The sequence below is a fragment of the Methylorubrum podarium genome (assembly GCF_022179745.1).
Classification (GTDB): Bacteria; Pseudomonadota; Alphaproteobacteria; order Rhizobiales; family Beijerinckiaceae; genus Methylobacterium; species Methylobacterium podarium.
Genome location: NZ_BPRD01000054.1, coordinates 1 through 21,345, shown reverse-complemented (window position 1 = coordinate 21,345; position 21,345 = coordinate 1). Strand labels below are relative to the sequence as shown.

Genomic DNA, 21,345 nt, shown 5'->3' with positions numbered 1-21,345 from the left:
TGCCGACGTGATTACTGGGACTTGTCAGCGATGACCCTCGGGCCCGCCTCCTAGACTTCAGCAATTGTCTCCTTGGCTTTAGCATCAAAGGCCCCCTTGGGCTTGACGTTTCCGGCCCAGGATACCTTCGATCCGCTCCCGTCCTTCTACACTATGAGCATGGACTTATAGCTCTACACAGGCAGCGGGCGGGAGATTATCGTGCACGTGTAGTCTATCTTCTTGTCGCCGCGGAACTGTTCTTCCTCCATGATGGTGTCACTGCCCTTCATCGACAATGTTCACTCCTGCCTGCCGCCTTTCTAAGACAGCACCCACTTCTCGATGACGAGGTGCCAGTTGCCGATGCCGCAAAACCCGCCAACCATCTTCCAGACCGCTTCGGGCGATGCAGGCACCATCACGCTCTTCGTCACTTCAATCGCAAGGGCAGGCGTGACGACGACCATGGCCAGCGCCACGGCGGGGACGGCGATTCCGAGCATTCATCGGTTCCTGTAAAACCTTGAGCGCGTCGTGTGCGCCGAGGAACCAGCTACTGCGCGACCGAAGGCGGACTACGCCAAACGCGGATGTGTGAACGGTGCACTCGATGTACCCCTGAGGCAGTCTCGCGACCAACCAATGGCTAGCCTTCGGCGACCCGGCGCGATCAAACGCGGAGATAGCTCCAACCTGCCTCCTGAAGTGCCACGAGACGGACTGCACCAGCCGAAACGATGCCGACGTGTGGCAGTAATTCCAGAGGGTGCCCCTCTGCCTTCTCCATGGCTTTGATGGTGTTGCCGCAGGCCGAGAGTACGATTCCCGGCACGCTCTCGGTGATGGAGTGGATCCTCGACGTCACGGGCGATGTGTCGGCCCGCAGCATGTGCAGACCCGGCCCATAGGCAACGATCTCGACCTCAAGCTCCTCGGCCTGATTGCTGTATTCGCGTGCGAGATTGACCGCGTTGTTGAGGGCGAGGTCGAACACGCCGTTCTCGCGAGAACTGACCTGCAGTGCGACCCGATGGGTCTTGGGGTCAGCCGATTGGGTCGCCGAGGCCCTGCTCGCCACGAGCCAAGCCATCAGCGCGGCCAGTCCGGACACGCCCCTACGCGACAGCATCATCGTGTCCACTCCGTTCGCGAACGGTCCTGTTCCGACAGGAATATTCCTGCGAAATCGTGTCGTCAGGTTTGTACGAAGCGATAACTCGCACCAACGCGCTCGACACGTCCGACGCCTGAGCTCGGGAGGTGAAAGCCGACAAGCGTCATCCGCTCATTCGCCAAGCGGTCCAGCAGGGTGAGGCGGGTACGCGCCGCGAGGTCACGGTCGAGATCGCTTCCGAAGGCCCAGGCGGGGCGGCGGAACGACACAACCGCGTGGCTCAAGGCATCCCCGCCGATCAGTACCTGCTCCCGACCGGCTTCGACAAGGACGGAGGCGTGACCGGGCGTATGCCCCGGCGTCGCGACGTAGGTGAGGCCGGGAGCGATGCTTTCGCCGGGCTTACGGCGCTCCACCTTCGCCTCAAGGCGTCGCAGGGTCCGTCGCGAGCCTACGGAGAGGCCCTTAAGCCAATCCGGTACGCGGGTCTCGACATCCTCGCGGGTCCAGAAATCCCATTCCGCGGCCGGCACGACGTAGCGGGCATTGGGAAACCGTTCGCTGTCGTCGAAATCATCGACCGCGCCCCAGAGATGATCGGGATGGGCGTGCGTGAACACCACCTGGGTGATCGCCTCACGTGAGATGTTCCGGCTCTCCAGCGTCTCGCCGAGCTTGCCGGCCGTGGGCTGGAACGAGTTGCCCGAGCCGGCATCGATCAGAATGACTTCCGAGCCGATCCGAACGAGGCTCGGGTTCGTCGGAATCGGGGTGGCCTCCGCGGGCTGACCCTCGGCCTTAAAGACGGCTTCAACTTCCGCGCGCGGCGTGTCGGGCAGCATGAAGGCGAGGGAGGAGGACAGCGTGCCGTCGCTCGCCGTCTCCACGGAGGCGGCGCCGACCCTGAGCGCCGCTGTCTGGTTCGCCGAAGCGCGGCGGACGGGCCACGCGCCCGCGAAGCCCGCTGCGAGGCCACCCAAGAACAACCGCCTGTCGCAGCGCGTTCCCGCGGAGTTGGGACGGCTCGTCATTGGACCGGCGGGGCCTTCTTCGCGGGTTCGGCAGCCTTGTCTGGCGTCACGTCGAGGATGCGAGCGCGGCTCGTGATGGACGCTTCCTTCGGCAGGCAGTTCGTCATGCAGGGCTTGGCCGTCCAGAACTCCTTCTCCGCCGTCTCGCGGTCGTCCATGAAGAAGTTTTTCTCGTTAGGCAGGCGGATGCTGGCGAGGTTCTTCTCGTTCAGCTCGAAGTCCTGATCCTTCAGAATGTCGTTGAGATAGAGGAGATAGGCGGTGACCGAGTATGTCTCGTCCGGCGTGAGGGTCTGTGCCGCGCCGAACGGCATTGCCCGGTGAATGAAATCGAAGACGGTCGAGGCGTAGGGCCAGTAGGACCCGATGGTCTTAACCGGACTGTCGGACTTCAACGTGCCGGACCCACCGGCGAGCTCCGGCCACCGTCCCGCGCCCTCGCCGAACTCGCCATGGCAGCTGGCGCAGCGCTCCTGGAAGACCGTCTCGCCGAGCGCCGCGGTTCCCTTGCCGACAGGAAGCCCCTGGCCGTCCGGCCGCACGTCAATGTCCCAGCCCTTGATCTCCTCCGGCGTCGCGACGCGGCCGATGTTCAGACGCTCCGCCGCCACCGGCGTGGCCGCGAGGAGGACGGTCGCAAGGGCGGCCGAAAGACGGTTACGCGACCTCGACATTCTCGATCTCCCCGCTGGGCAGCACGTGCCAGGTCTGGATGCCGTTGTTGTGGTAGATCGAGTTCAGGCCGCGGTGTTGGCGCAGGGCCGCCTTGGTCGGCTGGACGTAGCCGGTCTCGTCCATGGCGCGGGACTGGATCAGCAGCGGATCGCCGTTCCAGTCGAACTCATAATAGAAACGCGTCAGCGCCTTATCGAGGACCGGCCCGTCGAGCCGCGCGGCCCGCCAGTTGCGGCCGCCATCGAGCGAGACGTCCACGCCCTTGATCGCGCCCCGCCCCGACCACGCCAAGCCCGAAAGCACGGTGAAGCCCTTACCGTGGATGGGCGCCTGCGGACTCGGATTGGTGATGACGGACTTCGCGTCCATGGCCCAGGTGAAGCGCCGCGCCTGACCGTCCGGCATGAGTGCCGTGTACTTCGACGTCTCCTCGCGGGTGTGCCAGGGCTCGTCGCCGACCTTGATCCGGCGCAGCCACTTCACCCACATGTTGCCTTGCCATCCCGGCAGGACGAGGCGGAGCGGATAGCCGTGCTCGGGATAGAGCGCCTCTCCGTTCATGGCGTAGGCGACGATGGCGTCGTCGAACGCTTTCTCGATCGGCACGGAGCGGGTCATCGCCGCGGCGTCGGCGCCCTCCGGCAACAGCCACTTGGCGTTGGTCTTGAGACCGGCTTCTTCGAGCAAGCGCTTGAGCGGGACGCCCGTGTACATGACGCAGTGGATCATGCCGTGGGTGAACTGACAGCCGTTGAGCTGCGCGCCCTTCCACTCCATGCCGGAATTGGCCGCGCATTCGAGGAACGCGATCCGGTTGACGCGGGGGAAGCGCTTGATGTCCTCCAGCGTCAGCATCAGCGGCTTCTCGACGAGGCCGTGGATCATCAACCGATGCTCGGACGGATCGATCTCGGCGATGCCGCCATGGTGGCGCTCGAAGCCCAGGCCGTTCGGGGTGATGATTCCCTCCAGCTGGTGCAGCGGCGTGAAGCTGACCGAACTCTGGCGCGAGGCGGTCAGCCATTCGACGTCGCGGCGGATCACGTCCACCTCGAACTTCGACGGGCGGCCGTAGGGCCGGCTGACGACACCCTCACCGAGCGACTGCGACCATTCCGGTACGCTCGGCGGAAGGTTCTTCGCGTCCGGCGCGGCGGCTGCGCGGCCCGCAAAAGCCCCCGTGCCGACCGCTCCGCCGAGGGCGAGGCCGGTGCGCAGGAAGGATCTTCGAGAGGTTGGCCCGGACGGATCGGGGCGCGGCTTCGGTTCAGACATCGGCCTCTCCGAACTGTTTCAAGTATAGCAATGTGTGAATATATTGGAGACGACTAGGCGCCACGGACGGTGACCTGCGCGGGCGTCGGGTTCACCGTTCCCTTGGCCTTGATGTGCGAGGAGACGACGTCCCAGATCGGCGGGCCGTCGGTGCCCTCGTTGACGCTCGCCCATCCTGCCACGGTGTAGCTGGTGCCAGCCTCGATGGGTTTGCCGGTGCGCAGGAGGGTGAGGTCTGAGATGCGGCTGCCGGCCGGGCGAGCGACGTCGATGGCGTAGGACACGCCGCCCACCCGCACCATGTCGCCACCTTGCTGGTAGTACGGATCGGCGTTGAAGAGGTTGTCGGCCACGTCCTCCAGCACCTCCTTCAGCCGGGCGCCGGTCATCGGCATCCGATAAGCCGCCGGGTAGGTGATGGCGGTGGCGTTGTAGACGTCCTCGCGGGTTATCGACTGGCCGGGCAGGAGGGTCGTGCCCCAGCGGAAGCCGGGCGAGAGGGCAATCTCAGCCTCTCGCTCGGACAGGAGCGCATCGCAGATCATGTCGTCGAGCGTGCCGTTGAAGTTGCCCCGCCGGTAGAGCAGGGCCTCGGTCCGGCCGAGTTCCTCCTTCAGCATCGCCTCGTGGGGCGCACGGATCGACCGGATCTTGGCCGCCATCGTCTTCTCTGGGGCGATGATATCGGAGAAGATCGGGATGAGCTTCGAACGGTAGCCCTTCACGGCCCCGTCCCGCACGTCGAGGTCGACGCGGGTGAGGAACTTGCCGTGGCTGCCCGAGGCGATGAGTAGGGTGTTGCCGACCTTTACCGCCTGAGGCAGCGCGTCGTGCGTGTGTCCGGTGAGTACGACGTCGATTCCCTTCACCCGCGAGGCGAGCTTGCGGTCCACGTCGAAGCCGTTGTGGGAGAGCAGCACGACGAGGTCGGCGCCCTCCTTCCGGGCCTTGTCGACGCTCGCTTGCACGTCCTCCTCGCGGATGCCGAAGGACCAGCCGGGGATCATCCAGCGAGGGTTGGCGATGGGCGTGTAGGGAAAGGCCTGCCCGATCACCGCGACCTTCGCGCCGCCGCGCTCGAACATCTTCGTGGCCTCGAAGGCCGGCTCGTTCCATTCGGCGTCGCGAACGTTCTGGCCCAGGAACGGGCAGCCGAGCCCGTCCACGATCTCCTTAACCCGTTCGGTGCCGAGGGTGAACTCCCAGTGGCCCGTCATGGCGTCGGGCTTCAGCAGCGCCATGCAGTCGACCATGTCCTGGCCCTTGCTCACCATCGAGGTGTAGCTGTTCTGCCAAGTGTCGCCGCCGTCCAGGAACAGCACCTTGTCGCCTCGCTCGGCGCGGATCGCGTCGAGCACCGTGGCGATCCGGTCGAGGCCGCCCATCCGGCCATAGCTGCGGGCCAGCGCGACGTAGTCCTCCGGCGTGAGCGCATAGGCCAGCGGCGAGCCGCCGGGGATGCCGTAGAGGTCGAGGTAGGCGCGTCCGGTGACGTGGGGGACCTGACCGCGCGCCTCGCCCATCCCGAGGTTGGTCGAGGGCTCGCGGAACAGCACGGGCCGCAACTGCGCGTGGATGTCGGTGAGATGGACCAGGGTGACGTTGCCCATCGGCTCGAAGGCCAGGAGGTCGTCCTGGGTCAGGCGCTGCTGGGCGAAGGCGCGGGTCCAGCCCGTCGGCACCAGGGCCGCGGTGGCGGCGGCGATCTGCAGGAAGTCGCGGCGTGAGGTCATGGCAGGATCAGGCCCTCAGTTGCGCACGGCGGGCGTCTCGACCGGAAGGCCGAGGCCGCGCCACGCGACGTAGGTCTCCAGGGCGAGGAACTCGTCGGAGAGCGGCTTGAACGGCGTGGCCCGGACGTCCTGCATGCAACCTTCCATGCGCTCGTGGAGCGGCACCAGCCGCTGGTCGCGCAGGCGGTAGACGGGGAATCCGTTGCTCTGCCCCTGGCTGAGGAAGTCGGCCCGGAGATACTTGCCGTGGTTCTTCTCGTGGCAGCTCGCGCAAGCGAGATCGAGTTGGCCGTTCCGCTGGTAGTAGAGCGATTGTCCTCGCTCGAACCAGGGCGTCATGGGCCCGTCCACCTTCACGGCGACCGGCATCCCGCGGGACTGGTTACGGACGTAGGTGGTCATGGCCGTAAGTTCGGACGAGCCGAAGGCCCAGGGCTCGGCTTTCAGGGCGCCGCTGCGGCAGATGTTGATCCGCTGCTCCAGATTGACCGGCTTGCCGAGCTTCTCGTTCCACTTCGGATAGGCCGCCGCGACGCCCTTCATCGAGGTCGATGCCTCGTTGTGGCAGCTCGCACAGGACTTTCCCGCCGCGCCATCGACCTTCGACCAGAGTTCCTCTCCCTGCTCCACGGCGAGGAAGCCCGGATTGTTGAAGTCGTCGGCCTGCATGTCCTGCGTTTCCTTGGAGCGGAAATACAGGCCGGAGACAACTTCATCAAACGGGGAATTCGGGTTCTGGACCTTGAGGCCGTGCGCCTGCCAGGCCGGACGCTCGGACCCTTCCTTAGCGGCGGGCGCGGAGGGCATGTCCTGCGCATGGGGTGCGACGGCCAGCGCGACGAGCGCGAGCGCGGTGACGGCAAAGGGAATGGGGCGGACCATTGCGAGGGCTCCGGCGCGGCGGGGGAGGCGCTCCGGGGCAATCGGCCCCGGGCGCGCGTCAGGCGACCTTGATCTGCTCGGTGGCCTGGGTCTTCGACCCGTCGTCATCGATCCAAGTGAAGGTCAGCGTGCCGGTTTCCTCGGGTCTGATCTTGAACTGGAAGTAGGGGTTGGCGGAGACCGCGCTCTCTATGTCGGCGCTGAAGATCGTCTTGCCATTCAGGTCGCAGGTGAACTTATTCAGGATCTTGCGCGGGATCGTCTTCCCGTCCTTGTCCTTGCGCTGGCCGGATTCCATCGTGTGTGAGACGAGCGTCTTCACCTCGATGATGTCTCCCTTTGCGACATCCTTCTTGTCCAGTTTGATCCGCGGCTTCACGTCGGCCATGTGGTCCTCCCGTCCTCGTTCGATGCTGTTGCGTGTGGGTTAGCCGCCGCAGCCGCCGATGGTGACCTTCACCTGGCGGACGTCGCTGAAGACCGAGCCGTCGTTCATGCGGGCGACCGCGATGACGTTCTGCGTCTCGGCAAGACGGATGCGCGTGTTCGCCTCGGCGACGCTCGACGGCGTGAAGTGGAAGCTGATGACGCCGGGGTTCGGATTGCCCTCGGCAACGATCATCACCTCCTCGACATAGCTCTCCGGCGTCATCGGCACGTCGACGCTCACCGTCATCGGTACGGTGTTGCCGTTCTCGGCGATCTCGGGGAGTTCGAGCTTGACCTTGCCCCTCACGGGCTCCTTGCCGCGGGTGAAGGCCTTGATGGCCTCATCGGTCGCAGGCTTCGCGGCCAGGGCCGGTCCAGCGCGGAAGGCGAAGGCGGTTGCCACGACGGCTCCGGTGCCGAAGGCCAGGGCTTGGCGGCGGTTCAATGCGGGGATCTTGGCAGAGGTCATGGGAAGCGGCTCCTTCAGCCCGCGAGATCACTTCAGGGTCGTGAGGTAGGCGACGACGTCCTCGACCTGCTGCGCGGTCAGGATCGGCTTGCCCTGGAACTCGGGACGCACGCGATGAAGGCCCTCGATCCGGTAGAAGGCAGGCATCACGGTCGCCTCGGTGAAGACGTGCTTCGGGTTGACGACGATCATGCGCAGATGCGCCGCGTCCCACCGTTCGGCGACGCCGTCGAGGGAGGGTCCGATCTCGCCGTGAAAGGACTCGGTGCTCAGCGAAGAGACCTGATGGCAGCCGAGGCAGTTGCCCTGGCGGCGGTTCACCACGACCTTGGCGCCGGCCGCCGCATTCCCCGGCTTGTCGGTAAGCGGCTCGGGGATCGCGTCGCTGCCGTCGACGGCCACGACCTTGAACGGTGCAAGCCCGGTTGAAGCCGTCTCGGCTCCGGCGGCGGTCGCGAGGACGCAAAGTCCTGCGAGCGCAAAGGCTGTGATCGGCCTACGCATCTGGCGTTTCCTCGGTGCGCCGTCATTGCGGCGGGTGCGGTCGTTTCGAACCGCACGCACTGCCGATGGGCGAACCAATCGACATATGCGAATATTTGCAAGTTTGACGCTTATCGCTTTCGAGTCAAGCGTTAATCAGGAGGCCACCGATCATCGCGGCCGAACTGTTAGCCCCGCCGCGCCGCCTCCGGGGAGCGCAGGTAGTCCTGCAGGTTCGTACGCTCGTAGGCTCGCTCGGCCACGAAGGCGAAGGTTCGCCGGAACTCCTCAGGCGCGACATAACCCCGAAGGCGCAGGACCTCGCGCTGCTGAGGCGGCTTGTCCGCGAGCGTCGATTCTTCCGCCGGGAAAAACTGTATGCTCGGCGTGGAGTAGATCCCGTATTTCTCCGCGAAGCCCTTTTCGGAAAGGGTCTGCCCGTCAAAATCGGTGACTTCGCGCGAACCGATGAAGTTCAACTGCAGGATATCGAAACGCTCGCGGATATACGTGCTCGTCGCCCGATCCGCGAAGTTCACGAGGTGGATCTGCTTGCAGTAGGGACAGCCCTTCAACTCCCAAAGGACGGCAAGACGTTTGCCGTGGTCCCGGGCCGCCCTCAGATCGTCCGACAGGTCGAGGAAGCTTTCGAGGAACCAGGGCTCCCGGTAGAGACCGTCATCGCCCTGGATCGCCTGGGCCATGGCTTTGGAAGGCAGGCCAAGCGCGAGGGCACCCGCAAGGAACCGGCGCCGGGTCGACATGACGTCCCCTCCAAATATTCTTGTTCGTGCATGTGTAGTGCGAATTTCCCGCATCTGGCAATCCGTTGCCCCTGATACCCGCTGCTGCTGTGGCTTTGAGAGGAGGCGAGGTGAAGGGGCGATTGAGTCCGCTGTTCCGGGGCCAATCACAATCCCGGCGGCCACGTCGCTTCCACTCGAACACATTCGATTTTTGCTATATCAAAGTGATGGTCTTGAGCTTGGGAAGGTCGATGCGGGAAACGAGGCGGGCAGTCATGGCGGGGGCTTGGGGGGGCGCCCTATGGCCTTGCTCCGTCGAGGCCGCCGAAATGGTCAAATTCGAGCGGCGCGGCTGCCCGTGGTGCAAGGTGTGGGACAAGGAGATCGGGCCGATCTATCCGAAGACGGATATCGGGAAGCGGGCGCCGTTGCGCCGTGTCGATCTCGACGCAGGCATCCCTCCCGGACTCACGCTCAAGCGCCCGATCCTCTACACACCGACATTCGTCCTCATCGAAGGCGGCGCCGAGGTCGACCGGATCGAGGGCTATCCGGGCGAGGAGTTTTTCTGGGGGCGGGCCGAGCGGTTGCTGAAACAGCTACCGGCTTCCCCGTGACGGGTTTTAGACGGCAAGGAAAAGGGTGAGATGATGCCGTTGCAGCAAGCGCAGCCGGTGACGAGCGCCGAGGCCCCGGGCAGCCTCGACCTGGAACTGTTGCTGGCCAATGCACGTGATGCCAGCGAGCTGCTGAAGGCTCTCGGCCACGAGGCGCGCCTTGTTATCCTTTGCCTGTTGGTCGAGGGCGAGCGCTCAGTCTCGGAACTGGAGCAACTGCTGAACCTGCGCCAGCCCGCCGTGTCCCAGCAGTTGGCGCGGTTGCGGGCCGACGATCTCGTCGAGGCCCGCCGCGACGGCAAGAACATCTACTATGCGCTGGCCCGGCCCGAGGTTCGCGAAATCATCGCTGCCTTGCACCGCGCCTTCTGCAACGGACGTACGCCGTAACCTTTGAAGCCCCTCACGTATGTCGGTCTACGAGAAAGTAGAGACCCGCTCGGGCTCCGACGAGGATCGCGCCGAGGGCGAGCATCGAGCCGACCGACAGCGTCGAGAGACCGCTCAACCCCTGGCCGATGGTGCAGCCGAGGGCAGTGACGCCGCCCGTGCCCATTAGGAACGCGCCGAGAAGGTGGCGCTTCACCTCCCGGGCATCGTCGGGCGCTTCCCAATAGAATTCGCCCGCTTGGCGTGCCGACGCGAAAGATCCGACCAGGACGCCGAAGACCGAGGCCACGCCGAAATCGATCTTCGTGCCGCTCGCGAGCATGGCGTAGAGCAACGTATCGCCGACAGGTCGAGCGAAGCTGAAGGAGCCGACCGCCTGGGTCTCGAACTCGTCGAAGCCCGCGCTTCCGTTGGCCCACCATCCGGCGACGATCACACATCCGATCACGATAGCGCCGACCAGCAGCCGCTTCGTCTCCCGGAAGGCGCCGCTCGTGAGCGCCGCGATACAGAAGCCGACGCCTACCACGACGCTCACGACAATGCGGCCCGCCTGATCGAGCCGCAGGAGAGCGCCGAGGCGCTGGCTTCCGAGATCGACGCTTAACGGCTCAGTAATCGTCACGCGCATGAGCGCCGTCACGCCGCTGATTGCCATATAGGCTGAGAGGCCGAGCACAAGCAGGACGAGGAGGGCTCGTAGGTCTCCCCCGCCGAGCCGAATGAGAGCCCCAAAGCTACAGGTCCCTACGAGCGCCATCCCAAAGCCGAACATCGCCCCGCCGAGGATCATCGCGCCCCATTCCAAGCGCGGCCCCGTGTAGATCGACCGGGAGAGGTCGAGACCGGCAGCGGCTTCCAAAAGTTGGGTGCCGAGGATGGCGATGCCAATCGCCAGCAGCCAAGCACGCGCGCGGCGGGTGTCACGCGCGTAGACGGCATCCTCGATGGCGCCGAGCGTGCAGAAGCGACCCCGCCGTGCGACCGTGCCGAGCAGTGCTCCAAGGGCGAGGCCGAGCGCCGCCCGGAGAAGGTAAGCAGGCAGCGTGTCCAACATCAGCCTAGATTCGTTCACCCTTGAAAGGCCTTGTCAAACGGCCGTGTGAGAATCGTAGCGTCCCGTGACGCACAGCGACGGAACAGTCTGCGTCAGGCTGGCGACAAGTTGGCTCCGTGCGCGGCTCACCCGGCTCTTGACGGTCCCTACCTGGCAGCCGAGGCGGGCTGCCGCCTCTTCGTAGGTGAAGCCTTCGGCCCCCACGAGCAGCAGCGCCTGGCGTTGCGGGAGCGGCAGCGTCCCGATGAGGTTCATCACGGCCCCGAGCGCCACGACGTGGTCCTGGTCCGGTGCCGCCGTAAGCGTCGCGGCGTGCGCGCCCTCGGCGTCCTCGACCTCGCGCCTGGCCTTGCGCATCTCGGTGTAGAACTGGTTGCGCAGGATCGTGAAGCTCCAGGCCGTGAAGTTGGTGCCGGGCACGAACTTCTCCCGGTTGGCCCATGCCCGGACCATCATCTCCTGCACGAGGTCGTCGGCGCGGGCCGCATTCGCGCAGAGGGACATCGCGAACGTCCGAAGCATCGGCAGCGCCCGGAGGAGATCGTCGCGGAACGTGACCCCGAGACGCTCGCCGGATGCGACCAGCGACGCCTCGAACCGCTCGACGAGGAGCGAGAGCCTCTCCGGGATGGCCGCGTGCTCGGCAACCGAGAAGTAATCCCGCAACGGACCCGTAAGATGGGCAGCGATGCCCGCCTTGGAGCAATCGCCGCTGGGCAAAGCCGTTGGATCGGCGGCATGCGGGGTGTCGGTCACGGTCGGATGCCTTTTCGAGTGAGGGTAAGGTGCGACGACCGCACGATGCATTCGTTGTGATGCGGAACCCCGAGCTTGACCGCCCGAACGGTCCTCAGGCGGGGTCGACCGAGGCCCCCGCCTTGACCAGTGCCGGAAAGCCCCCGGCAACGTGGGCGACCGGTCCGAGGCCCATGTCGTTGAGCACCTTGGCGGCCAGGGCCGACCGGTTGCCGGAGGCGCAGTAGAGTACCAGGCGCCTACCGCCGCCGAGCTCGGCCTTGTGGGTCGGGCTCTCCGGGTCGGCCTGGAACTCCAGGAAGCCGCGGGGCACATGGACCGCGCCGGCGATCCTGCCGGTCTTGGCCAATTCCTCGCCTTCGCGCACGTCGACGAGCATCGTGTCGGGCTGGCCGAGGCGTGCGAGCGCCTCCTCGGCCGACAGGGTCTCAACCTCGCGGTTGGCTTCCGCCACCAAATCCTTCGCGCTTCTCATGGTCATGGCTTCCTCCGTCACTCGCCCCAGGCCGCGCCGTCGAGGGCGTCCAGCGGGATCTTCAGGTAACGCTTGCCGTTCGCCTCGGGCTCGGGCAGGCGGCCGCCTCGGATGTTCACCTGCAGGGAATGCAGGATGAGCTTGGGCATCGGCAGTTCGCGGTCGCGTGCCTCGCGCATGCGGACGAACGCCTCCTCGGTCGGGGCCTCGACGAGGTGCGGGTTCTCGGCCCGCTGCCGGGCGACCGTGCTCTCCCAGGCCGCCTCGCGCCCGCCCGGGCGGTAATCGTGCCCAGTGAACAGCCGTGTCTCGTCCGGCAGGGCCATGATGCGCTGGATGCTGCGCCAGAGCGCGTGCGCGCTGCCGCCTGGGAAGTCGGCCCGCGCCGAGCCGCTGTCGGGCATGAACAGCGTGTCGTGGATGAAGGCGGCGTCGCCGATCCGGTAGGCGATGGAGGCCATGGTGTGGCCGGGCGTGAACATCACCTCGACGTCGAGGTCGCCGATCCGGAAGCGCTCGCCGTCGGCGAAGAGCCGCGACCACTGCGAACCGTCCGTCCGGAACGTGTCGGGCAGGTTGTAGAGCCCCTTCCAAAGCCGCTGCACGTCGACGACCTTCTCGCCGATGGCGGTCGGGACGCCGGTCTTGTCGTGCAGGTAGCCGGCCGCCGAAAAGTGGTCGGCGTGCGGATGGGTGTCGAGGATCCACTCCAGCTCGTAGCCCTCGCGCTCGATGTGGGCGAGCAGGGCATCGGCGGAGCGGGTCGCGGTCGCGCCGGACTTCGGATCGAAGTCGAGCACCGGGTCGATGATGGCGCAGCGCTTCGTCCCGGGATCGGCGACGACGTACTGGATGCTGCCGGTCGGCTCGTCATGGAAGCCGGTCACGATGGGACGCCCGCGCAGGGCTGCGATGGTCTGGTCCGACATGAAACGCCTCCTTTTTCGGGTTCAGGTGTTGGCGCCGAGGAGCGGCAGGGCTCCGCGGGCGACGACGTACAGGCCGACCAGGATGACGAGGCCGGCGAAGGTGACGGTCAGGGCTCGCTTGCGCCCGGCGAGCCTCTGGCCGAGGCGCGTGCCGGCGAGGCCGCCGAGCACGCCTCCCAGGATGAACAGGCCGGCCAACGGCCAGTCGATCAGGCCGGAGGCGGCGTAGCTCGCGGCGGTCGCCGCCCCGAAGGCGCTGACCGCGACCAGCGAGGTGCCGATGGCCATCGGCAGCGGCATCGACGTCGCCAGCATCAGGCCCGGCACGATGAGGAATCCCCCGCCGATGCCGAAGAAGCCGGAGAACAGGCCGACCGCGAACCCGATGCCGAGCAGCCAGGGCAGGAGTACCGGGGCGTTGGCCTTCGTCAGGCGCACCTCGGGGTCGCCGTCACCGCGCCGCTTGCGCAGCATCAGGCCCCCGACCACGAGCATCACGACACCGAACAGGGCCAGGAGGCTCTGCCCGTCGACCGCCTTCGCAGCGACCGAGCCGGCCAGCGCGCCGAGGACGCCGGCGACCGAGAATGCCGCCGCGCAGCGCCACTTCACGTTCCCCGCCCGCCATTGCGGGACGAGGTTGCCGGCCGCGCTGACCGACACCGCCAGGGCGCTGGTGCCGATCGCCACGTGTGGCGAGGACACGCCGACGACGTAGGTCAGGAGCGGGACCGCCAGGATCGAGCCGCCCCCGCCGACGAGACCGAGGATCAGGCCGACGACCCCGCCCGAGCCGGCCGCGAGGCCGGATGTCAGCAGGCCGGGCGTCATGCGTCGGCTCCCTGGACCGCCGGCTTCGGGGCTGCCGCCGGAAGAAGGTGAAACGCCAGCATCCCGACGACCATGGCGACGACGAAGGTCACAGCTTGCGCCGGTGCGACCGTCAGCAGGGTGAGGGCGGGCCCCGGGCACAGGCCGGCGAGGCCCCAGCCGAGACCGAACACCGCGGCGCCGGCGATCAGGCGCGGGTCGAGGTCGCGCCGGGTCGGGATCTCAAGCCGGGAGGCGAGCAACGGCCGCCCACGGCGCCGCGCCACGAAATAGCCCGTCGCCGAGACCGCGACGGCGCCAGCCATCACGAAGGCGAGGCTCGGGTCCCAGCGCCCGGTCACGTCGAGGAAGGCGAGAACCTTGGCCGGATCAGCCATGCCGGAGACGAGGAGGCCGAGGCCGAACAGGAGACCGACGGCGAAGGCGGAGGCGGTCTTGGCCATGGCTCAGGCTCCGACGAGATGGCGCACGACGAGGACGGTCAGGATGGCGACGGCCATGAAGGTGCCGGTGGCGACCACGGAGCGGGGCGAGCCACGGCCGATGCCGCAGACACCGTGGCCGCTCGTGCAGCCGGCACCGAGGCGCGATCCGAACCCGACCAGCAGACCGGCGACCACGAGCAGCGGGAACGAGGCATCCACCGTCAGCGGCGGCAGGCTGCCACCCAGGCCGGCGTAGGCGAACGGCGCCAGGACGAGTCCTGCCACGAAGGCGGCGCGCCAGCCCGTCTCGCGAGATGGCGGGGTTAGGAGGCCGCCGAGAATGCCGCTGATGCCGGCGATCCGTCCGTTGAGGAGCAGGAACAGGGCCGCGGAGGTGCCGATCAAGGCACCGCCGGCGAGGGCGCTGACAGGCGTGAAGCCGTCCATGGTGGTCGCTCCCAAACGGTGGTCCGGGGGATGCCCGGCGGGGCGCAAGGGACGTCCTCCCCTGCCAAACCAGAACATTAGATAACTCTTATTTAGCATCATCTAATGGAATGGCAAGCGTGAAACCGACGGCCTGGATTGGGACGCGCAGAGGGGGTGCGGTGGCGCACGGGCGCCTTCGCCTTTGGGCGGACGCCATCGTTGGCGTGGCATCGATGCCGACGGGAGGCTCGCCGTCTCCCGTTCGACCAACTCAGGGATGGATGTAGGCGAACCCCATGCCCTGCAGCCGCGCCAGTTCGGCGACACCGCTCGGCACCACTTCGTCCTCGGTGACGCCGTAGAGCGTGTTGCGGTCGATCTTCCGCTCGCGCAGGGTATGGCCGCAGACGAGGAACCGAACGCCCATCCCCTTGAGGGCATCGATACGGGCGGCGAGCTCCCTGTCGCTCGCGGCCGACTGGAAGAGCCCGACCCCGTCGCCGTGGCTCACCACGCGGATCTCAACGTGGGTCTTGCCCACGGTCTCGACGTGGTTGCGCAGATTGCCGAGCAGGCGCTTGAAGTAGGCGGCTCCGTCGGGGCCGCCGTCGTTGTGGTAGACCACCTTCTGGTCGGCGTAGTACCCGGCCGGCGCTTCCGGGCCGGCATGGGCGGCCCCTACGCCCAGGGTCGCAAGCACGACCGCGATCATCAGGCTCCTAAAGACCGTCATCGTCCGCCTCCCCGTCATAGGCCGGAGGCTCGGGTGCTTCCGACGCGCTGCGCGATAGGTTGTCGAGCCCCGCATGATCGAGGCCGTCGTCCGGCTTCGGTCCGGAGGATGCGCCGTTCCCGAGGCTGCCCGTCGTCTCCGGCGCTTTTGGCCGTGCGGCGTGGACGGTGCCTCGGGACCCGAGCACCACCACCTTCGTGCCGGTGGGGACGCGCCGGTGCAGGTCGATCACGTCCTGGTTCAGCATGCGGATGCATCCCGAGGACACCGCCTCGCCGATGCTCGATGGTTCCGTCGTGCCGTGGATACGGTACAGCGTGTCCTTGCCGTCCTTGAACAGGTAGAGCGCCCTGGCGCCGAGCGGGTTCCTGTCGCCGCCCGGCATGCCGCCGGCCCAGCGCCCGTTCCGCTCCGGATCACGCCGGAGCATGTCGGGCGTCGGCGTCCAGCGCGGCCAGGACGCCTTGCGGGCAACGGTCGCCTCGCCGGTGAACTCGAATCCGGCCTTGCCCACCCCGACCGCGTAGCGCATCGCCTTGCCGCCCTCCATGACGAGGAAGAGGAAGCGTTTGTATGGATCGACGACGAGGGTGCCGGGCAGCTCCTTTGACGGGTAGTCGACCAACTGGCGGACGTTGCGAGCCTTGAGGTCGCGCGGGTCGACCGCCTCGACCGGGAAGGGTTCGTCCGTGACGGCGGCGTACCGGCGCAAGACCTCCGGGGTGATCTGCGGCCGGGCTTCCGCGACGGGGGCCGGAGCCCCCTGCGAGGTCGAGCAGGCGCCGAGCGCCGAGGCGAGCGCGATCAACGTCGTAAGGCGGAGGGGCCGCGGCATCACGAGCGACCCCGCGCTCGGGCCTGGGCGACTGCCTGCCTGAAGCCGTCGTAATCGAGCGCCGCCGCGACCTTGAGTTGGCCAATCAGGAAGACCGGCGTTCCCTGGAGCCCCAGGGCGTCCGCCTGGTCGAGGTTGCGCTGGAGCAGGGCCGCGATCTCGGCCTGGTGCGCCTTCCGGTCCTCTTCCAGGCGGGCGACGTCGACGCCCGAGGCGGCCACCGCCTCCAGCATCCGCTCCTTCGGGATCTTGCGGCCCGGAATCCCCATGAGCGCGCGGTGCACTTCGTCGTAGCGGCCCTGGTACTTCGCCGCGAGGGCGAGTTGGGCGCCGTAGACGGAGGCGTCGCCGAGGATCGGCCAGTCCTTGTGGACGAGGCGGATGCGCCCGTCCGCCTTCACCAGACGGATGAGGTCGGGCTCGGCCTTCTTGCAGAAGGGGCAGTTGTAATCGAGGAAGGCGACGATGGTCAGGTCGCCCTTCGGGTTGCCCGAGACCGGCACCTCCGGGTCGTTGAGGATGGCGTTGGGGTCGACGCCCTGGGCGAAGGCCTCCTCGATGGGGGGCGCCAGCGACAACAGGGCAGGCGCGAGCGCGACGGCGGGCATAAGGGCGAGCAGGGTCCTGCGGTCCATGGTGGTCTCCGTGAAACTTGGTTTGTCGAAAAGGGGGGCTCAGGCGCCGACGAGGGCGAGGCGGCGCTTCAGGTCCTCGACCGTGAGTTCGCCCTCGGTGCGGGCCTCGCGGACCTCGCCGCCGTCGGGGCGCATCAGGATGAGGGTCGGCGGTCCGACCACCTCGAAGCGCCGCATCAGGGCGCGGGTGGCGTCGTCGTCGCGGGTGACGTCGGCGCGGATGACCGAGACGGCCCTCAGCCTCGCCCGGATGCCGGGGTCAGCCAGGACCGTCCGTTCGTTGGTCTTGCAGACGCTGCACCAGTCGGCGGCGAACTCGACGAGCACCGGCTTGCCCGCGGCACGGGCCGCCGCGAGGGCGGCCTCGAAAGCCGGGACGGAGGAGACAGACCGGCTCTCCTCGACGTGAACCGCTCGCGACGGGCCGAAGCCTGCGAGCGGCCGGAGCGGGTCGGTCCCGCCGCCCGCGGCGCCGACGACGAGGGCGCAGCCGTAGGTCACGGCAACGATACCGGCGACCTTGCTTAGCCGGCCCGCGGCACCCGCCCTGAGGACGTCGAACGCCCCGACGAACACGCCGACGCCGATCGCCAGCGCGCCCCAGAGCACGAGGGAGACCTCGGACGGCACGAGGCGCGAAACCATGGTGATGGCCAACGCGAGGAAGACTACGCCGAAGGCCTGCTTGGCCGCGACCAGCCAAGGGCCTGACTTCGGCAGGATACCCGCCCCGAACGTCCCGAATGCGATCAGCGGCAGGCCCATGCCGAGGCCGAGCGCGAACAGGGCGGCGGCGCCGCGCGCCACGTCGCCGGTCTGGGCGACATAGAGGAGGGCCGCGGCGAGTGGCGGCGTCACGCAGGGCCCGACGATCAGGGCGGAGGTGAAGCCCATGACAGCGGCGGCGCCGAGCGCGCCAAGCTTGCCTCCGTTCAGGCGTGACAGCCGGCCGGCGACGCCGGACGGCAGCGCCAGGTCGAACACGCCGAACATCGACAGGGCCAGGGCGGCGAAGGCTGCGGCGAGCAGTCCAAGCGCGGCGGGAGTCTGGAGTGCGTTTTGAAGGTTGCGCCCGGACCATGCCGCCGCCACGCCGAGCGTCCCGTAGGCCAGCGCCATCGCGATCACGTATGTGCCGGAGAGTACGAAACCTCGTCCGGCCGAGAGCCGCTCCCCGGACCGGGCCAGCATGCCGGCCAGCACCGGGACCATCGGGAGCAGGCACGGGGTGAAGGCCAGGAGCAGGCCGAGCCCGAGGAAGGTCGCCAGGACGCCCGCGAGATGGCCCGAGAGCAGGCCGCTCGCGGGCTCGGCCTGCGCGTCCGTGGCCGGCGTCGCGGCGGTCGCGGTCGCCTGCGGACCTAGCGCGGGGACCTCGATGACCTTGTTGATCGGCGGGTAGCAGATGCCCTTCTCGGCACAGCCCTGATAGGTGACGCGCACCTCGCGCACCCCCGCGAGAGCCGCACCCGGCACGATGGCCTCCGTCGCGCCGTGATAGACTTCCGTCGGCCCGAAGTTGGGGTCATCCTTGGTCTCGCCGAGCTGGGTGCTGACAGGAAGCTCCCTGCCGCTCGCGTCGGTGGCGGCGATCTTGTCACGGTAGAGGTAGGTGCCGGGGGCGATGGTCCATCGCAGGCGCAGCGAGAGGTCTGGGTCGCGAGCCGCATCGACGGTGAAGGGCGTCGGCCGCGCACCGGGCTCGCGGCACTGCCCCGGTGACCACAGCGAGGAGCCGGTCCAGAGCAGGGCAGCGAGGATAAGGTGGGTGAAAACGTTCGGCATGGGCAGGGTCCGGGATCGGATCGGCCCGCCGCGGGTCGGAAACGCAGCTTAAGCCAGGCTTAAGCGGGGCCCGGAGGATGGGGGCCGTAAAGGGAGACACGCATGCGCATCCTCGTCGTCGAGGACGACACCATCCTGTCGGACGGTCTCAGGGCTGGTTTGGGCCTGGGCGGGGCGACGGTCGATTGCGTCGCAACCTGCGCCGACGCCGAGGCGGCGCTCGCCACGAGCGCGTTCTCGGCCATCGTGCTCGACCTGATGCTGCCCGACGGCTCCGGCCTCGACGTGTTGCGGGGGCTTCGCCGCCGGAACGACCGGACGCCGGTCGTCCTGCTGACGGCCCGGGACGCCGTGACCGACCGGATCGCCGGGCTCGACGATGGCGCCGACGACTACCTCGGCAAGCCCTTCGACCTCGACGAGCTCTCCGCCCGCATCCGTGCCGTCGTCCGGAGGGCCTCGGGTCGGGCCGCCGCGCTCCTGGAGCACGGCGGAATTCGGCTCGACCCCGGCAGCCTTGCCGTCACCGTCGACGGTGTGCCGGTCGCCGTCTCCCGGCGCGAGGTCATGGTTCTGGCGGCCCTCATGGAACGACCTAACGTGCTTCGCTCCAAGGTCGAACTGGAGGAGCGGCTCTACGGCTGGCAGGAGGAGGTCGAGAGCAACGCGGTCGAGGTCCACGTGCACAACCTGCGTGCCAAGATCGGCAAGCACGCCATCGAGACGGTCCGAGGTCTCGGATACCGGATGAGGGCACTCGCATGAGGTCGCTACGCGTCAGGCTTTTCGCCATCCTCGTCCTCGCCACCGGCCTGATCTGGCTCAGCGCGGTCGCCTGGATCTATCTCGGCTCGAAGCGCGAGGTGGAGCAGGTCCTCGACAACCGCCTGCAGGAAGCCGCCCGCATGGTCAGTTCCCTGGTGGGTGCGGTTGGGAGCGCTGGCCCGGACGGGGCACCCCGAACCTTCCCGGCCCCGACGGCCTACGAGCGGCAGCTTTCTTGCCAGATCTGGTCGCTCGACGGGCGCATGGTAGCGCGGTCGACCGGGGCCCCGGAGCGCCGCCTGACCGACGCGCCGGCCGGCTTCTCGCAGCGCGAGGTCGACGGCGAGACCTGGCGGGTGTTCACCGTGGAGGATGCCGAGAGAGGTGTGCGGGTCATGGTGGGTGATCGTCTTGGCCTCCGCGAGCGCCTCGTCACTGACCTCATCATGGGCCTGGTCACACCCGCCATCCTGATGGTTCCGTTGCTCGGCATGCTGATCTGGGCGAGCCTCGGTCGGGGCTTGCGTCCCTTGCGGCTGATGGCGCGGGACCTCGCGGGTCGCGGCGCCGACGACATGAGTGCGATCGACACAAATCGGACGCCGGCGGAGGTGCGTCCCCTGGCAGACGCCCTGAACGGGCTGTTCCTCAAGGTCGAATCGGCCCGCCGGCACGAACGGGAAGTGACGGCCTTCGCCGCGCATGAACTGCGAACACCGCTCGCCGGCCTCAAGGTCCAGGCCCAGGTCGCCATGGCCGCCACCGACCCGGACGTGGCGAAGGCGGCGCTGAGACAGATCCTTGCGGCCGTCGACCGGACCACGCGCCTCGTCCGCCAGTTGCTCGACGCCGCCCAGCTCGATGCCGCAGGGGAGGCGCCCTCCCTGGCGGAGGTCGACGTCGGCGCACTGGTGACGGAGACCGTGGAGGGGATGCGGACGCCTCCCGGGGTCCGGACCCAAATCGATCCGGGGCTACGGGGCTACACGCTGCTGGCCGACCCGGAAGGCCTGCGCCTCGCAGTCCGAAATCTGCACGAGAACGCCGTGCAGCACATGGTGACCGGCACGGTGGCTTGGGGCGCGCGGCCGCATGGCGAGGGCATCGTCGTTCGCGACGAGGGACCGGGCATTCCGGAGGAGGAACTGCCCCACGTCACGACACGGTTCTTCCGTGGGCGACACAAGAGCGAGACGGGTAGCGGTCTCGGCCTCGCCATCGCCGAGATGGCGTCCCGCCGGAGTGGCCTGAGCCTGCGGCTGCGCAACCGGACGGATCGCCCGGGGCTTGAGGCGGAGATCCTCCCGGGCTGAGACCGGTCAGCCGAGCTCCGGGCAGAAGATGTCCTTGAGGGTCGCCAGCACCCGCGCGGCCCTGGGGTCCTCAAGGCGGTAGTGGATCGTCTGGCTCTCGCGCCGGAACGCGACCAACCCATCCTCGCGCAGCTTGGCGAGGTGCTGCGACAGGGCCGATTGGCTGAGCTCGACCTCCCCGGCGAGGCTGGTCACGTCCATCTCGCCGCGGGCGACCAGCAGGCACAGGATGAGCAACCGCTTCTCGTTGGCGAGGAGGCGGAGCAGGCGGGCCGCGTCGGCGGCCTTGTCCTGCAGGCGCATCAGGTCGGTCGGAGTCGCTACGTCCATCGGTCCGTATCCCAGAATGTCAGCCTTATCTTATTTAGGCGATCCTAATATAAAATCAGGGGCTGTGCTCCTTCTTTGCCCACTCCGCGGCTTCGCCCAGGAGGTCATCAAAGGCTTTTCCTGGTGCCGCCTTGCTGCCATCGTCCCCGAGGTAATCGGGCGCAGGCGCGGAAGGAGTGATCTGCGTCGGTCGCAAAGGCCAAGGGCCGCCATTGTATTGG

The 21,345-nt window shown here is 67.7% G+C and carries 27 protein-coding genes; 4 read left to right on the top strand and 23 right to left on the bottom strand.

All coding sequences use genetic code 11. The features are described 5' to 3' along the window. Positions 1-302 precede the first annotated feature (302 nt). The 11 genes from MFF42_RS02910 to MFF42_RS02860 all read right to left on the bottom strand — a co-directional run bounded on the left by MFF42_RS02910 (position 303) and on the right by MFF42_RS02860 (position 8,837). A complete protein-coding gene (locus tag MFF42_RS02910) occupies positions 303-485 on the bottom strand; it encodes an SRPBCC family protein (RefSeq protein WP_017484328.1) in 183 nt (60 codons plus the stop codon). Between the two features lie 167 nt (positions 486-652). Next, complete coding sequence (locus MFF42_RS02905; RefSeq protein ID WP_003597852.1) at positions 653-1,114, bottom strand: DsrE family protein; 462 nt, start codon at positions 1,112-1,114, stop codon at positions 653-655. Positions 1,115-1,176: 62 nt separating this feature from the next. Continuing rightward, complete coding sequence (locus MFF42_RS02900; RefSeq protein ID WP_012455892.1) at positions 1,177-2,127, bottom strand: MBL fold metallo-hydrolase; 951 nt, start codon at positions 2,125-2,127, stop codon at positions 1,177-1,179. Continuing rightward, a complete protein-coding gene (locus MFF42_RS02895; protein ID WP_012455891.1) occupies positions 2,124-2,801 on the bottom strand; it encodes a c-type cytochrome in 678 nt (225 codons plus the stop codon). Before MFF42_RS02895 ends, MFF42_RS02900 begins: the two co-directional genes overlap by 4 nt. Beyond that, positions 2,785-4,077, bottom strand: a complete 1,293-nt coding sequence (gene soxC / locus MFF42_RS02890; protein WP_003597857.1) for a sulfite dehydrogenase — start codon at positions 4,075-4,077, stop codon at positions 2,785-2,787. Before soxC ends, MFF42_RS02895 begins: the two co-directional genes overlap by 17 nt. 53 nt (positions 4,078-4,130) lie before the next feature. Then, the gene (soxB, locus tag MFF42_RS02885) at positions 4,131-5,810 is read right to left on the bottom strand and encodes a thiosulfohydrolase SoxB (RefSeq protein ID WP_003597858.1); all 1,680 of its coding nucleotides are present in this window, start codon (positions 5,808-5,810) and stop codon (positions 4,131-4,133) included. A gap of 15 nt (positions 5,811-5,825) precedes the next feature. Then, positions 5,826-6,692, bottom strand: a complete 867-nt coding sequence (gene soxA, locus MFF42_RS02880; RefSeq protein WP_003597860.1) for a sulfur oxidation c-type cytochrome SoxA — start codon at positions 6,690-6,692, stop codon at positions 5,826-5,828. 58 nt (positions 6,693-6,750) lie between these two features. Beyond that, positions 6,751-7,080, bottom strand: coding sequence for a thiosulfate oxidation carrier complex protein SoxZ (soxZ, locus tag MFF42_RS02875; protein ID WP_003597861.1), 330 nt, complete (start codon positions 7,078-7,080; stop codon positions 6,751-6,753). A 39-nt stretch (positions 7,081-7,119) separates the two neighbouring features. Beyond that, positions 7,120-7,590 (bottom strand): thiosulfate oxidation carrier protein SoxY, encoded by a 471-nt coding sequence (gene soxY, locus MFF42_RS02870; protein ID WP_003597863.1) that lies wholly within the window; start codon positions 7,588-7,590, stop codon positions 7,120-7,122. Between the two features lie 27 nt (positions 7,591-7,617). Beyond that, positions 7,618-8,094, bottom strand: a complete 477-nt coding sequence (soxX, locus tag MFF42_RS02865; protein WP_003597865.1) for a sulfur oxidation c-type cytochrome SoxX — start codon at positions 8,092-8,094, stop codon at positions 7,618-7,620. A 167-nt stretch (positions 8,095-8,261) separates the two neighbouring features. Next, the gene (locus tag MFF42_RS02860) at positions 8,262-8,837 is read right to left on the bottom strand and encodes a thioredoxin family protein (protein WP_003597867.1); all 576 of its coding nucleotides are present in this window, start codon (positions 8,835-8,837) and stop codon (positions 8,262-8,264) included. Positions 8,838-9,148: 311 nt separating this feature from the next. Between MFF42_RS02860 and MFF42_RS02855 the strand changes: the two genes are divergently transcribed. Together MFF42_RS02855 and MFF42_RS02850 are read left to right on the top strand one after the other, a co-directional pair. Beyond that, positions 9,149-9,436, top strand: coding sequence for a thioredoxin domain-containing protein (locus MFF42_RS02855; RefSeq protein ID WP_012455890.1), 288 nt, complete (start codon positions 9,149-9,151; stop codon positions 9,434-9,436). A 33-nt stretch (positions 9,437-9,469) separates the two neighbouring features. Continuing rightward, on the top strand, positions 9,470-9,826 hold the full coding sequence (locus MFF42_RS02850; RefSeq protein ID WP_026105494.1) for an ArsR/SmtB family transcription factor: 357 nt from the start codon (positions 9,470-9,472) through the stop codon (positions 9,824-9,826). A gap of 13 nt (positions 9,827-9,839) precedes the next feature. On the opposite strand, the gene MFF42_RS02845 is transcribed toward MFF42_RS02850, so the two are convergent. The 11 genes from MFF42_RS02845 to dsbD all read right to left on the bottom strand — a co-directional run bounded on the left by MFF42_RS02845 (position 9,840) and on the right by dsbD (position 18,716). Further along, complete coding sequence (locus MFF42_RS02845; RefSeq protein ID WP_012455889.1) at positions 9,840-10,883, bottom strand: YeeE/YedE family protein; 1,044 nt, start codon at positions 10,881-10,883, stop codon at positions 9,840-9,842. Between the two features lie 33 nt (positions 10,884-10,916). Continuing rightward, entirely contained in the window at positions 10,917-11,639 is a 723-nt protein-coding gene (locus tag MFF42_RS02840; RefSeq protein WP_003597872.1) for a sigma-70 family RNA polymerase sigma factor, read from the bottom strand. A 94-nt stretch (positions 11,640-11,733) separates the two neighbouring features. Then, entirely contained in the window at positions 11,734-12,120 is a 387-nt protein-coding gene (locus MFF42_RS02835) for a rhodanese-like domain-containing protein (protein WP_003597873.1), read from the bottom strand. A gap of 11 nt (positions 12,121-12,131) precedes the next feature. Next, positions 12,132-13,043, bottom strand: coding sequence for an MBL fold metallo-hydrolase (locus tag MFF42_RS02830; protein ID WP_003597874.1), 912 nt, complete (start codon positions 13,041-13,043; stop codon positions 12,132-12,134). 21 nt (positions 13,044-13,064) lie between these two features. Next, positions 13,065-13,874, bottom strand: coding sequence for a sulfite exporter TauE/SafE family protein (locus MFF42_RS02825; protein ID WP_003597009.1), 810 nt, complete (start codon positions 13,872-13,874; stop codon positions 13,065-13,067). Then, positions 13,871-14,317, bottom strand: coding sequence for a YeeE/YedE family protein (locus tag MFF42_RS02820; protein WP_003597007.1), 447 nt, complete (start codon positions 14,315-14,317; stop codon positions 13,871-13,873). The genes MFF42_RS02825 and MFF42_RS02820 overlap by 4 nt, the downstream gene beginning before the upstream one ends. 3 nt (positions 14,318-14,320) lie before the next feature. Next, positions 14,321-14,746: a YeeE/YedE family protein gene (locus MFF42_RS02815; RefSeq protein WP_003597005.1), complete on the bottom strand. Its 426-nt coding sequence runs from the start codon at positions 14,744-14,746 to the stop codon at positions 14,321-14,323. Between the two features lie 253 nt (positions 14,747-14,999). Continuing rightward, positions 15,000-15,461, bottom strand: coding sequence for a DsrE family protein (locus tag MFF42_RS02810; RefSeq protein ID WP_003597002.1), 462 nt, complete (start codon positions 15,459-15,461; stop codon positions 15,000-15,002). Continuing rightward, the gene (locus MFF42_RS02805) at positions 15,448-16,296 is read right to left on the bottom strand and encodes a L,D-transpeptidase (protein ID WP_003597001.1); all 849 of its coding nucleotides are present in this window, start codon (positions 16,294-16,296) and stop codon (positions 15,448-15,450) included. The genes MFF42_RS02810 and MFF42_RS02805 overlap by 14 nt, the downstream gene beginning before the upstream one ends. Next, positions 16,296-16,931: a DsbA family protein gene (locus MFF42_RS02800; protein WP_003596999.1), complete on the bottom strand. Its 636-nt coding sequence runs from the start codon at positions 16,929-16,931 to the stop codon at positions 16,296-16,298. Before MFF42_RS02800 ends, MFF42_RS02805 begins: the two co-directional genes overlap by 1 nt. 39 nt (positions 16,932-16,970) lie before the next feature. Then, entirely contained in the window at positions 16,971-18,716 is a 1,746-nt protein-coding gene (gene dsbD, locus MFF42_RS02795) for a protein-disulfide reductase DsbD (protein ID WP_003596998.1), read from the bottom strand. Positions 18,717-18,818: 102 nt separating this feature from the next. Here dsbD and MFF42_RS02790 point away from each other — a divergent pair, with 102 nt between their 5' ends. Together MFF42_RS02790 and MFF42_RS02785 are read left to right on the top strand one after the other, a co-directional pair. Then, the gene (locus tag MFF42_RS02790) at positions 18,819-19,481 is read left to right on the top strand and encodes a response regulator (RefSeq protein WP_003596996.1); all 663 of its coding nucleotides are present in this window, start codon (positions 18,819-18,821) and stop codon (positions 19,479-19,481) included. After that, complete coding sequence (locus MFF42_RS02785) at positions 19,478-20,794, top strand: ATP-binding protein (protein ID WP_003596994.1); 1,317 nt, start codon at positions 19,478-19,480, stop codon at positions 20,792-20,794. The genes MFF42_RS02790 and MFF42_RS02785 overlap by 4 nt, the downstream gene beginning before the upstream one ends. Before the next feature lie 6 nt (positions 20,795-20,800). Here MFF42_RS02785 and MFF42_RS02780 read toward each other — a convergent pair whose 3' ends face one another. Continuing rightward, a complete protein-coding gene (locus MFF42_RS02780) occupies positions 20,801-21,124 on the bottom strand; it encodes an ArsR/SmtB family transcription factor (protein WP_003596992.1) in 324 nt (107 codons plus the stop codon). Positions 21,125-21,345 lie beyond the last annotated feature (221 nt).

Coding starts and splice junctions, on each gene's coding strand:
- soxB (WP_003597858.1), bottom strand. CDS start 5,810: ATGACCTCACGCCGCGACTTCCTGCAGATCGCCGCCGCCACCGCGGCC.
- MFF42_RS02850 (WP_026105494.1), top strand. CDS start 9,470: ATGCCGTTGCAGCAAGCGCAGCCGGTGACGAGCGCCGAGGCCCCGGGC.
- MFF42_RS02895 (WP_012455891.1), bottom strand. CDS start 2,801: ATGTCGAGGTCGCGTAACCGTCTTTCGGCCGCCCTTGCGACCGTCCTC.
- dsbD (WP_003596998.1), bottom strand. CDS start 18,716: ATGCCGAACGTTTTCACCCACCTTATCCTCGCTGCCCTGCTCTGGACC.
- MFF42_RS02785 (WP_003596994.1), top strand. CDS start 19,478: ATGAGGTCGCTACGCGTCAGGCTTTTCGCCATCCTCGTCCTCGCCACC.
- MFF42_RS02855 (WP_012455890.1), top strand. CDS start 9,149: ATGGTCAAATTCGAGCGGCGCGGCTGCCCGTGGTGCAAGGTGTGGGAC.
- MFF42_RS02825 (WP_003597009.1), bottom strand. CDS start 13,874: ATGACGCCCGGCCTGCTGACATCCGGCCTCGCGGCCGGCTCGGGCGGG.
- soxX (WP_003597865.1), bottom strand. CDS start 8,094: ATGCGTAGGCCGATCACAGCCTTTGCGCTCGCAGGACTTTGCGTCCTC.
- MFF42_RS02845 (WP_012455889.1), bottom strand. CDS start 10,883: ATGTTGGACACGCTGCCTGCTTACCTTCTCCGGGCGGCGCTCGGCCTC.
- soxA (WP_003597860.1), bottom strand. CDS start 6,692: ATGGTCCGCCCCATTCCCTTTGCCGTCACCGCGCTCGCGCTCGTCGCG.
- MFF42_RS02830 (WP_003597874.1), bottom strand. CDS start 13,043: ATGTCGGACCAGACCATCGCAGCCCTGCGCGGGCGTCCCATCGTGACC.
- MFF42_RS02860 (WP_003597867.1), bottom strand. CDS start 8,837: ATGTCGACCCGGCGCCGGTTCCTTGCGGGTGCCCTCGCGCTTGGCCTG.
- MFF42_RS02800 (WP_003596999.1), bottom strand. CDS start 16,931: ATGGACCGCAGGACCCTGCTCGCCCTTATGCCCGCCGTCGCGCTCGCG.
- soxC (WP_003597857.1), bottom strand. CDS start 4,077: ATGTCTGAACCGAAGCCGCGCCCCGATCCGTCCGGGCCAACCTCTCGA.
- MFF42_RS02905 (WP_003597852.1), bottom strand. CDS start 1,114: ATGATGCTGTCGCGTAGGGGCGTGTCCGGACTGGCCGCGCTGATGGCT.
- MFF42_RS02810 (WP_003597002.1), bottom strand. CDS start 15,461: ATGACGGTCTTTAGGAGCCTGATGATCGCGGTCGTGCTTGCGACCCTG.
- MFF42_RS02910 (WP_017484328.1), bottom strand. CDS start 485: ATGCTCGGAATCGCCGTCCCCGCCGTGGCGCTGGCCATGGTCGTCGTC.
- MFF42_RS02805 (WP_003597001.1), bottom strand. CDS start 16,296: ATGCCGCGGCCCCTCCGCCTTACGACGTTGATCGCGCTCGCCTCGGCG.
- MFF42_RS02820 (WP_003597007.1), bottom strand. CDS start 14,317: ATGGCCAAGACCGCCTCCGCCTTCGCCGTCGGTCTCCTGTTCGGCCTC.
- MFF42_RS02900 (WP_012455892.1), bottom strand. CDS start 2,127: ATGACGAGCCGTCCCAACTCCGCGGGAACGCGCTGCGACAGGCGGTTG.
- MFF42_RS02815 (WP_003597005.1), bottom strand. CDS start 14,746: ATGGACGGCTTCACGCCTGTCAGCGCCCTCGCCGGCGGTGCCTTGATC.
- soxY (WP_003597863.1), bottom strand. CDS start 7,590: ATGACCTCTGCCAAGATCCCCGCATTGAACCGCCGCCAAGCCCTGGCC.
- MFF42_RS02790 (WP_003596996.1), top strand. CDS start 18,819: ATGCGCATCCTCGTCGTCGAGGACGACACCATCCTGTCGGACGGTCTC.
- MFF42_RS02780 (WP_003596992.1), bottom strand. CDS start 21,124: ATGGACGTAGCGACTCCGACCGACCTGATGCGCCTGCAGGACAAGGCC.
- soxZ (WP_003597861.1), bottom strand. CDS start 7,080: ATGGCCGACGTGAAGCCGCGGATCAAACTGGACAAGAAGGATGTCGCA.
- MFF42_RS02835 (WP_003597873.1), bottom strand. CDS start 12,120: ATGACCATGAGAAGCGCGAAGGATTTGGTGGCGGAAGCCAACCGCGAG.